A 3,091-nucleotide genomic window follows, 5' to 3' on the forward strand; every position below is an offset into this window, starting at 1 on the left:
GCGAGGCCTTCGGCGTCCCGGACGGCGACGCGCGCGGCGGGCGCGCACGCGGCCGCGACCGCCAGGGCGCAGGATTCCAGGACGAGGAGCGCTCCTCGAGGGTTCATTCTTCGAAAAGGACCTCCGGCGGCTCCTTCGAACGGCGCGGGCGTTCCTCCTGGGGCCGCTCCGGCGCGGGGGCCTCCTTCGGGGGCGCTTCCTCCTGGGCGGGGGCGGCCTCGAGATCGGCGCGCTTCTCCATTTCGCGCAGGATCCGGCGCTCCTCCTCGTCGGGCACGGGCGACTCGGGGGCCAGCGCGATTCCTTCGGCCAGTTCCTTGGTCTTCTCGAGGTCTTCGAGGAGCTGCTTGGCCTTCACGGCCATTTCCTCCATCGTTTTCTTGTCCGGGAGCGCCTCGCTGGTCAGCTCGAGAACGGTTTCGAGGGACGCCACGTGCTCGTTGAGGATCTTGAGCCGCTTGTTGTAGATGTTCTCGATCCGGTTGTGCAGCTCCTGCATCTTCCACCGGATTTCCTTGATCCGCCGCGCCAACATGAGGCGGCGGTTCTCGGTCATTTCCTGCTTGCCCTCCTCGAGAAGCTCCTCCTCCATGCGGTCGAGCACCTCGAGATCCTGCATGGCGCGGCGCCGGCGCGATTCGTCCCGGCGGCGGGCTTCCTTCAAAAGGACGAGCGCCTCCCGCTCGTTGCGGGCGCCCCGGTAGAGGGGGGTGACCTCCTCGGGGAGATCCTTGACGCCCAGGAGCTTTCGGATCTTGTCGAGCATCGCTACCTCGCGGCGGCGGGGACCTCGGGGAATCTATCCATAGACCCTCACCAGCCGGTACGGGCGGGTGCTGGTATCGAACCGGACGTAGGTGTCTTCGGCGGCGATCTGCTCGAAGGCCTCGCGGACGATGGGAATCGCGTAGCCCAGCTCGTCGAAGACCGTGTCTTCGGTCAGCTCGTCCATGAGCAGCTCGAAGGTGTGGTTCTGGACCCAGCGGCGGATCGCCTCGATCTTTTCTTCTTCCGTGGTGAGGTCGAAGAGGCGGGCGGTGGAACGCCAGCGGGAATCGGGGGCGTAATAGGTCCGCCACGCCCCTTCATGGACGTCCGAAAGGGCGATCAGGTGGTTGCCCCCGATGAGCACGCGGCGCGCCTCCTCCTCCCAGCCGGTCGTGGCGAAGGCCCCGATGTAATAGAAGACGTTCTCCGAGCGCACGATCAGGTCCTTGACGCGCACGAGTTCCTCGGCCCGGATCAGGCGGCGGGAGGTTCCCTCGCGCACGAGGTCTTCCACGGGGCTGAAGGCGGCCCCCGCCAGCACGACGCGGACGGACGGCCGCCCGAGGAATTCTTTATGGAGGATCTCGTGAAGGACGACGCCGTTTTTGGGCATCTCCTCGTACGTGCGCATGAGGTCGCGCTCGGCGAAGCGTTTGATGAGCCCCTTCACCTCCGTGGACCGCTCGTCCAGGGTTTTCGTTACCCGGTTCCGGGCCGAAGCGTCGTAGGTGCGGCCGCTGAGGGGGTCGTAGACGCCGGCGGCCGCGTTCACGTTGGCCGCCAGGCGCTCGAAGAAGCTTTCCTCCCGGACCCGGGCCGATTTCCGGTCGACCTGGGGGGGCGGGCACCGGCGCAGGCGCGTGTTAGCCATGGCTCACGGCGAAGCGGCTCAGGCGCTCCGGGCGCGCTTCTTCTTCATCCAGAGGTCCAGGACCGGCTTGTCGGACTGGCGCCACACGTCCAGCTCCCGAACCGGCCGCGCGGGGGCGGTGGCCTTCCAGAGGAAGAGCCGCCGGCCCTCGGCGTCGGAGGCGCACACGAGATCGCTGGCGGCGTCCAGGATTCCGACCGCGGCGCCGCCCGATTCGTACGCCGTCTCCAGGTTCTGCCCGATCACGCGGGCGCGGACGGAGAGGTCCCGCGTGCTATAGAGGAGATGCGGGATCGCGCAGATCCGCGCCAGGCGCAGGTTCAGGATCGCGTCGCGGCGGCGCACGAGCACCACCGGCTGATCGGGGGCGTCCATCTTCCAGCAGAGGATGGCGCCGCTTTCCGTTCCGGCGAACAGCGTCCGGGCCGCCGCGGCCACGCACGTCACGGGGCTTTCGACGCTGGAGACGTACTTGACGGGAGGATCGCTGGAGCGGACGGACGCCGCGTAGAGGTGCGGCCCGCTGGCGAAGACGAGGCGTCCGTCCACGACCTGGACCGCGCGGGTCGTGCGGTGGGGGCGGGTCACCTCCTGGAACAGGATCTCCGCGGGCGATCCGGGGGCGCGCAGGTCCCAGCGCGCCAGGCCATACTCCGAGTGGGTCGCGTAGAGGGCGTCGCCGTCGAGCGCCACGGCGTTGATGCCGCCGCGGACGGCGCGGCCGTTCGGAAGCGGATACTCGAGGATCTCGCCGCCGTCCAGGGCGCGGGCGAAGACATGCCGGCGCGAGCCGCCCACGAGGAACTCCCCGCGCGGCGTCTGGACGGTCCGGACGGACCGGAGGGGCTCGCGGAAGTCGTGGACGCGGGGGGGCTCGTCCTCCGCGGGGTCGAGTTCCAGGACCCGGCGGCCCGCGGCGAGGAACACGCGCTCGGCGCGCGAAGCCTCGACCTCCTCGGGGTCCACCGAGGCGCCGGCGGCCAGGAGCGTCTCCATCGCCTTGTAGATGACCTGGACGACCTCTTCGCCGCAGTCCTGGGCCTTGGCCAGGAGGTCCTGGGCGGTGATCTGGAGCGCGTCGTCCTCCATGAGCTTGGCGTACAGGAGTCCGCGGAGGCGCTCGTCGGGCACGCGGGTGAGCAGGGACTGAACGTCCTGGTCCTTGAGGATGCCGGCCAGGCGCCGGAGGCGCTCCTCCTTGAGGTCCAGAAGGCGCGCGGAGCGATGCTCCTCTTCGGCGCGGCGGCGTTCGGCCTCCGCCCGCCGCTCGTACTCGGGGGACTGCAGCGCGAGATCCTGGACGCCGGCGCAGCGGATCCCGGCGTCGAAGAGGAACCGTTCCAGGCCGTCGCGCAGGAGGATCGCCAGGTCCTCGGGCGGGGCGGCGCGGGAGAGATCGCGGGCCGGGCGGGCCGCCACGAAGGCGGCCAGGAGGCGCCGGACTTCGGGGCC

General features: G+C 70.0%; 3 protein-coding genes. All 3 read right to left on the reverse strand.

Annotation, left to right across the window (positions count from 1 at the left end):
- Positions 1–103 precede the first annotated feature (103 nt).
- Positions 104–766, reverse strand: coding sequence for a hypothetical protein (locus tag VNO22_10985; protein HXG61892.1), 663 nt, complete (start codon positions 764–766; stop codon positions 104–106).
- A 33-nt stretch (positions 767–799) separates the two neighbouring features.
- Positions 800–1,639 (reverse strand): hypothetical protein, encoded by an 840-nt coding sequence (locus tag VNO22_10990; GenBank protein ID HXG61893.1) that lies wholly within the window; start codon positions 1,637–1,639, stop codon positions 800–802.
- An 18-nt stretch (positions 1,640–1,657) separates the two neighbouring features.
- The coding region (locus VNO22_10995) for a hypothetical protein (protein HXG61894.1) at positions 1,658–3,091 on the reverse strand (1,434 nt) is incomplete at its 5' end.

The organism is Planctomycetota bacterium, assembly GCA_035574235.1.
In the GTDB taxonomy this organism is placed as follows: Bacteria; Planctomycetota; MHYJ01; order MHYJ01; family JACPRB01; genus DATLZA01.

Bases quoted from the DNA above. Each gene is read 5' to 3' on its own strand.
- VNO22_10990 (HXG61893.1), bottom strand. From the start codon at position 1,639: ATGGCTAACACGCGCCTGCGCCGGTGCCCGCCCCCCCAGGTCGACCGG.
- VNO22_10985 (HXG61892.1), bottom strand. From the start codon at position 766: ATGCTCGACAAGATCCGAAAGCTCCTGGGCGTCAAGGATCTCCCCGAG.